Source organism: Leptolyngbya sp. FACHB-541, from assembly GCF_014695875.1.
Taxonomy (GTDB): domain Bacteria; phylum Cyanobacteriota; class Cyanobacteriia; order Elainellales; family Elainellaceae; genus JAAUTN01.
This window is the reverse complement of the sequence record NZ_JACJPC010000031.1, coordinates 1-6,547: the sequence shown is the minus strand read 5'-3', so window position 1 is coordinate 6,547 and position 6,547 is coordinate 1. Positions and strand designations below refer to the sequence as shown.

Below are 6,547 nucleotides of genomic sequence, written 5' to 3'. Positions count from 1 at the left end.
AAGTGAACAAATGCTGGCAGCCCAAACCAACCTGAGACAGGTGAAATATTTGAATAATCGGATTGAGCAAGACCATCGCAACATCAAGCGCATTGTCAAACCGATGCTTGGTTTCAAGACTTTCAACAGTGCCAGACGAACGTTGAGGGGAATCGAAGCGATGAATATGATTCCCAAAGGACAGGTTCAGGGTGTTAAAAGCGGTGATGTGCGATCACAAGTAGAATTCCTGTCTCAAATTTTCGGACTTATTGCTTAATTGAGTCTAGAGTAGGTCAACTCTCTGTGCCTCAATAGTTCTTGCAACAGAACCTTATGAGTTTGCAGAAGCATTTGGGGAGATTGCCCGCGATCGCCAGAACGAGGTTGTCATTTTCACCGGAGCAGGCGATCAATGGACTAGCCACATTGACTTTTCCACTGTTGATGACATCACCAAACCTGCTGGCTGGTATGCCATTCTGACCGAAGCGCGACAGCTTCTCTACAATTTTCTTGACATCAGCGTTCCAGTAATTTCAGCCGTCAACGGTCCGGCTCCGATTCATGGCGAGTATGCATTGATGGCAGACATTATCCTGGTAGCAGAGGAAGCATACTTTCAAGATAACCAGCATCTATCCGTCGGAGGTGGGGTTGTACCAGCCGACGGCGTGTAGATTCTCTATTCAGCAGCAATGGGGGATGTACGAGGGCACTATTTTCTCTTGACGATGCAGAAACTAACGGCTGAGGAAGCATTACAAATCGGCATGGTTAATGAAGTTCATCCTCGTGAAAAATTGCTGGCGAGAGCCAATGAGTTAGCCGAGAAACTGCTTCGCCTTGACCCGTACACCCGTCGCTACACCCGATTGATGTTTACCCGCAAGCTCAAGCAAAGAGTGGTGAATGAACTCCCGTTTGATATGGGCTTAGAAGGACTGTCGATTCTCTCAGCCGTGCAGCTTCAAAGAACGTAATGCTCAACCTTATGCCAATCTGAATTTGCCAATCCAACCGGAGAAATACCATGACTCAGAATCTATCCCAGAGTAAAGGAATTGAGAGCCTACAGCTTGTTAATGTTGCAGTATCGGTGATGAATCTGGATGAAGCGATCGCCTGGTACAGCGACAAATTGGGCTTCATCCTCAACTATCACACGGCTGCGATCGAAGGCATTGAACTCGCCTTGATGGAGAAAAACGGGCTTTACATCGATCTGATTCACTACCCAGAACCCATCAACCTGGAGCCTGAACGCAAAAATCCGCCATTTCACTTGCAAATTGCTGGCTTACGCAATCTGGTGTTCTTTGTTGATGATAGTGCTGCCGCAGATGCCGAGTTGAAGGCAAAAGGCGTAGAACTAATGTGGGAAAGCAATTTCCTACCGCATTTGGGAACAAAGGTAACTGCATTTCAAGATATGGATGGCAATCTGGTTGCGTATTGGGAGAAGAACGAGCAAATCCTCAATTATTTGCGAACAGGACGTACTCAATCGTGAAGCAAAACCATTAATCATAATCCTAGTGGATAAATGTCAAAGCTTTTGGGCTCTTCCCAACTTTTGGTGAAAATGGATGCGATCGCAAACTTGAGTGATGTGGATTTTAGATTTAAGGCTACCTCAAGAACCTCGATCACCAAAAATTGGGAAGAGCCCTAGGAGCTTGACATTTAATAGCCGCTCCTCGTCGGATTGCTTGACTTCTACAGTTTGGGAGTAACGGATGTATGGTTTGGGGGTGAGCATGGAGCGATCGATTCTGTGGGAGGTGAACTTATACATTTGTAGTTTAAGGATTTGCTCCTGGCTCCTGCACTTCATCCTACTTAAGGAGGAAATGATTCAGAAGGCAAAACGGCAAAACGCTCTCGATGACCGCATTGAATCCGGTTGTTTAGCAAACGCGGCAAAAACAACTCTAAGGCTAGAACCTTTGCTGAGCGAATGTTTCGACTGTCTGCTCGCCCCTGGTCATGAGAATGACCTCCGCACCCAATGGCTTTAAACTTTGTTCAGCAAAGCACTGAAGGAGAAAAAACAATGCCTCATATCAGCATCAAGCTTTATCCCGGCAGGTCGGAACAGCAGAAGGTTCGGTTTGTCGAGCAAATCGTGAAGGATGCTATGTCAATTCTGGAAAGCAGCGAAGACTCGATTTCGGTAGCGATCGAAGAAATCAACCCAGAGGATTGGGTAGAGAAAGTCTATAAACCAGAAATCTTGAACAACCCAGACAAGCTCTACAAAAAGCCAGGCTATAACCCACTGGAATAGCAATAGACGGCTTCGACTTCTAATTCAAATAATGCATTGCTATTAGGGGTTGAGCCGAGATATGTGAAATTCTTTATCATATCGGACTCAAACTCATTGCAAACCTGGCTTTCAGCAGTTGCTCAAGAACAAAGCTGCTCGCTTCCAAAATACAAGTTGCTTGTCACGCAGCTATTCAAGATGAACAGCTATAGTACGACACGCCCCCCGTGTTAAAAAACGCCTTAGGTCTTAGACGATAGTATTTATCTTCTACGTCTTGTGATTGCTCATCATATGGATAGCTAAGGACTTCTTGCAACTCTTTAACTAAAGTATAGTCACCCTGCATGGCTTGTTGGTAGGCAGGGGCAATCAACCACTCTCGCCATGTGTATTTTGGGTTCGTCTGTTTCATCTTTTTTGATATCTCAGCCAAATTGCCGTCGTTAATGACGAGGTCGCGCCAGCTTTTTAGCCAAGATTGCCATTGTTCATCGAGTTGTGGTGAAGTTTTAACGTAGAAGCTTTTTTTCAATGCTGAGATATCATCTGGTATATGGGATAACTCGCGGAAGAAAATGGTGTAATCGACCTCTGAGTCAGTCATTAACTGCATTAATTTTTCAAATAGCTTTGGGTGATATTCAGTCAAGCCAAGTTTGTCCGCCCACATTTTTTGGATTTGTTTTTGCATGGCTTCTGAAAAGCCGCGGACCACTTGGTCGAACTGTTCTAACGCTTCAGCATCTTCTGCAAGTAGCAGTCTCACTGCTTTCCAAAACATGTAATAATTCGCTTCTGCTGCAATGGGCTGATTGAAGAATGAAAAGTGCTCGCCGCCACCAGTCCAAGGTTGAAACCAAGGGTCAAATTTTTCACAAAATCCAAAGGGTCCATAGTCTAGGGTAAAGCCTCCAGCAGCGCAGTTGTCACTGTTAAAATTACCCTGGCAATAACCAACACGTAGCCAATTAGCCACCAGTGAAGTGAGACGCTGGCGAAATAGCTTAGCCAACTCAACTAATTGATCGGCAAAACCAAGGCTTTGATTAATGTCGCTTTTGTACTCTCGCTCAATTAAGTGCGAAACTATCATGCTCAACTCTTCTAATGCTTTTGGATGAGCATTGCTGCGAGTGCGGCGGGCAAATAACTCTAGCTGACCAACGCGCAAAAAGGAGGGTGCAACGCGAGTTGAAATGGCCACAGGATTGTCCACCAAAACATCAGGGTCAATAGAGTAGGAGTCTTGAGAATACCAAGGCCGGGTAACGGTCTCAGATTTAGAAACATACAGTATCAAAGAGCGCGATGTTGGCACACCTAACGATTGCATATAGTCTTGCGCTAGAAACTCACGCACACTTGACCGGAGGACAGCGCGCCCGTCGGCACCCCGGCAATAAGGCGTTGGTCCACCCCCTTTCAATTGCATTTCCCAGCGCTGTCCATTGATGATTCCTTCAAATACAGATATCGCTCGACCATCGCCATAACCATTACCCGTACCAAATAGACATTGTTGGGTATATTCGGTGCCATAAATCGACAGGGCATAACCCGTCGCCCAGCCCACCTGACGCATCGGCTCATGGGCAGCAGAGAGATCACCAGAAAATACACGGCGAAATTTTTCATTAAGCGCCAGTCCATCGCTCAACCCAAGTTCCTTAAAAAAAGTGCGGCTATGAGCTACATATTCTGGGTCTGCAAGCGGCGTGGGTGTCACAGGTACGAAATGACCAGAAAAAACCTGGCGGGCCCGGTGATCATCACCATCTCCAGTGGCATCAGGATCGGCATTTAAGGTATCCATCAGAGAATAATCCGCCAATTGCACAAACTCATCGAAGGTTGTTACACAAGGCTCAGCAGAGGGTTTAGATGGATATGACATTGTTGCTAGCGCCGATATTGTCGGGAAGGATTCATGTTTAATTGAGGACTTTGTAGAGGCTAACATATTAATAGTTGCGGCTGCCTTTCCTGAGATTTGTGTGATAGATAATCGATTCACACAAGCTCAGAAATTACATCTCCAGCTTGTTGTTCTTGGATCAGCGTACAGTCACCAATTTGATCGATGACGGTTGCTAGTACGGCATCCGCTTGTTTGAGTGCATCAGTCGCAGTTGTGTAATCAAGGTAAGCGAACCCCTGAGTTGCCATAGTTCTAAGTTTATTCGGCGCTCGGTTGGCTAACAGCACGTAGAGCTTTCGTGACTGAGAAGCCATTGCTTGCGATCGAGTCCACCGCCGTATCCCACTAACTTTGCATTTGCCCCAATAACGCGATGGCAAGAAACCACGAGCGCGCCTGCGCCCTGGGTTAGCATCTATTTCTCTGTATTTCATACAGAGAAATAGCCCTCGCGCATTGACTGACATGATCTGGTCAAAATCCTCGATTGATTGTTCATGCAACGGTGTAACAACAAGATCAATCCCAGCATTGTTAAAGGCACAATCCAGTTTGCCGTAGGTGGCGCGCTGCTTCGCAGATACCGCAAGGGTCGTTTTCTGCACTAGGGCTTGCACGTCTGCTTCACTCGATACATCTGATTTCACAAACAAGCATTCTGCCCCAGTCTCGCGAACCAGAGCCGCAGTTTCTTCACCTTCTACATCGCGTATGTCCGAGAAGACAACTTTTGCTCCAGCAGCACCAAAGGCGCGCTGCTCCGCAGATACCGCAAGGGTCGCGGTTGCTCTGCCAATTCCCGATGCGCTTCCAGTCACTAACGCCACTTTACCTTGCAGCATCATTGTGCTTCTCCTATTTCAATCAATATTGACCTTCAGCACAGAATCAAACTCCGATCCGTTTAGCCATGACCAGTGCCGCAAAGCCGATCTAATTTTCCATAAATTGCAGCACAATTTTGCCCCGTGTTCCTCCCTGCTCTAGACGCTGATGTGCCAGAACAACCTGCTCCCAAAACCATACTGAATCAATCACTGGGCGAAGCTGATGACGCTCGATTAGTTTTGTCAAAGCCTCTAATTTTGCTCGGTACTGGGGTGAAAGAACAAAATGAATCGTCAGATTCTTGCCCCATGCTTCAAGAAGCGATTGCGGAGTTGCAATGTCTACAATGCTCACGAGTCTACCGAAGGGACGAATGATGTCTAGACTACGCCCAATTGTTTCTCCGCCGATCGTATCTAGAACTAAATCCACACCCAGTCCATTTGTTTCTTGACGGATGACTTCTACGTAATCTTCATTTTTGTAATCAATCACCCGATCTGCGCCTAGTTCTGTCACGAAATCTCGGTTTCTAGCACTACACGTCGCAAAAACGTATGCCCCGATCGCTTTGGCGAGTTGAACTGCGATCGAACCCACTCCACCCGCACCCGCATGGATGAGAACTGTTTCACCAACTTGTAGATTGCCCCTAGTCACTAGACAATCCCAAGCCGTTCCGCCTGCAAGCGGAAAAGAAGCTGCTTCAATGTGCGATAAATTAGCAGGCTTGAGTGCAACAATCGCTGCATCAGCTACATGATACTGAGCGTAGCTACCGAATTCTCCAAAAATTTTCGGTGAGTAATACACTTCATCTCCCACCTTGAAATCAGTCACAGCTTCGCCAATTGCCTCAATCACCCCTGAAACATCAACTCCAATGATGGCGGGTAATCGAACCAGTTCCTTGTAATCACCACGACGAGTTTGGTAGTCGACCGGGTTAATCGAGGTTGCACAAACTCTGACTAACACCTGATTCGCCTTCAGTGTTGGTATGGGAACCGTTTGAATCTCAAACTTCTCAGCATCACCAAACGCAGTTAACACGGCTGCCTTCATAGATTTCATCTGTGCCAACTCTCCTTGATTCAGAATAAACAGTGCCGTTGTACAAATCGGACTTCACACTACCAGCACTTAACTTTTCAGAACATCGTGTTATCGTTAGCTGACGCTTCCGGGATGGTCTGAAGCACGTCCCAATGCTCGACTATCTTGCCTTTATCATCCAGGCGGAAGATGTCAATGCCCGCCCAGTCGTTGTCGTCCGGACATTGTTGGTAGCAATGCAAGACTACATAATCGCCTTCAGCGAAGACGCGCTTAAACTGGACGCACTTGCCCGGATATTCTTTCGCCATCCTCTCGAAATATTCGATGAAAGCCTGCTTCCCGTCGGACACCGCTGGGTTGTGCTGGATGTACACATCGCCGACATATTTCTCGATGGCTTCTGCGGGCTGACACTGATTGAACATCAGGTCATAAAACGCCGTGACCGTCTGTTTGTTCTGCTCAAGTTTATCCGTCATCCGTTCCAC

7 protein-coding genes and 3 pseudogenes are annotated in these 6,547 nt (G+C 46.8%); 5 read left to right on the top strand and 5 right to left on the bottom strand.

The genetic code is table 11. The annotated features are described in order from the left end of the window. From H6G00_RS04905 to H6G00_RS04885, 5 genes and pseudogenes are all read left to right on the top strand, one after another. On the top strand, window positions 1-259 hold a 259-nt coding region (locus H6G00_RS04905; RefSeq protein ID WP_190795863.1), incomplete at its 5' end, for a DDE-type integrase/transposase/recombinase. Window positions 260-293: 34 nt separating this feature from the next. After that, window positions 294-962 (top strand): annotated as a pseudogene (locus tag H6G00_RS35215) (enoyl-CoA hydratase/isomerase family protein). Window positions 963-1,012: 50 nt separating this feature from the next. After that, window positions 1,013-1,492: a VOC family protein gene (locus tag H6G00_RS04895; protein WP_190795862.1), complete on the top strand. Its 480-nt coding sequence runs from the start codon at window positions 1,013-1,015 to the stop codon at window positions 1,490-1,492. 226 nt (window positions 1,493-1,718) lie between these two features. Then, window positions 1,719-2,000: a hypothetical protein gene (locus H6G00_RS04890; protein WP_190795861.1), complete on the top strand. Its 282-nt coding sequence runs from the start codon at window positions 1,719-1,721 to the stop codon at window positions 1,998-2,000. 35 nt (window positions 2,001-2,035) lie between these two features. After that, window positions 2,036-2,269, top strand: a complete 234-nt coding sequence (locus tag H6G00_RS04885) for a tautomerase family protein (protein WP_190795860.1) — start codon at window positions 2,036-2,038, stop codon at window positions 2,267-2,269. Between the two features lie 175 nt (window positions 2,270-2,444). Here the strand turns inward: H6G00_RS04885 and H6G00_RS04880 are convergent, their stop codons facing one another. From H6G00_RS04880 to H6G00_RS04855, 5 genes and pseudogenes are all read right to left on the bottom strand, one after another. Next, window positions 2,445-4,148 (bottom strand): protein adenylyltransferase SelO family protein, encoded by a 1,704-nt coding sequence (locus tag H6G00_RS04880; RefSeq protein ID WP_190795859.1) that lies wholly within the window; start codon window positions 4,146-4,148, stop codon window positions 2,445-2,447. Window positions 4,149-4,449: 301 nt separating this feature from the next. Continuing rightward, window positions 4,450-4,566: pseudogene (locus H6G00_RS04870) on the bottom strand (MGMT family protein); the annotation flags it as partial. Between the two features lie 91 nt (window positions 4,567-4,657). Beyond that, window positions 4,658-5,014 (bottom strand): annotated as a pseudogene (locus H6G00_RS04865) (SDR family NAD(P)-dependent oxidoreductase); the annotation flags it as partial. Window positions 5,015-5,105: 91 nt separating this feature from the next. Next, entirely contained in the window at window positions 5,106-6,074 is a 969-nt protein-coding gene (locus tag H6G00_RS04860; protein ID WP_190795857.1) for a zinc-dependent alcohol dehydrogenase family protein, read from the bottom strand. Window positions 6,075-6,151: 77 nt separating this feature from the next. Then, window positions 6,152-6,538 (bottom strand): ester cyclase, encoded by a 387-nt coding sequence (locus tag H6G00_RS04855; protein ID WP_190795856.1) that lies wholly within the window; start codon window positions 6,536-6,538, stop codon window positions 6,152-6,154. Window positions 6,539-6,547 lie beyond the last annotated feature (9 nt).

Excerpts from the sequence above, each read along its gene's own strand:
- H6G00_RS04895 (WP_190795862.1), top strand. The coding sequence starts at position 1,013 with ATGACTCAGAATCTATCCCAGAGTAAAGGAATTGAGAGCCTACAGCTT.
- H6G00_RS04890 (WP_190795861.1), top strand. The coding sequence starts at position 1,719 with ATGTATGGTTTGGGGGTGAGCATGGAGCGATCGATTCTGTGGGAGGTG.
- H6G00_RS04885 (WP_190795860.1), top strand. The coding sequence starts at position 2,036 with ATGCCTCATATCAGCATCAAGCTTTATCCCGGCAGGTCGGAACAGCAG.
- H6G00_RS04880 (WP_190795859.1), bottom strand. The coding sequence starts at position 4,148 with ATGTCATATCCATCTAAACCCTCTGCTGAGCCTTGTGTAACAACCTTC.
- H6G00_RS04860 (WP_190795857.1), bottom strand. The coding sequence starts at position 6,074 with ATGAAATCTATGAAGGCAGCCGTGTTAACTGCGTTTGGTGATGCTGAG.
- H6G00_RS04855 (WP_190795856.1), bottom strand. The coding sequence starts at position 6,538 with ATGACGGATAAACTTGAGCAGAACAAACAGACGGTCACGGCGTTTTAT.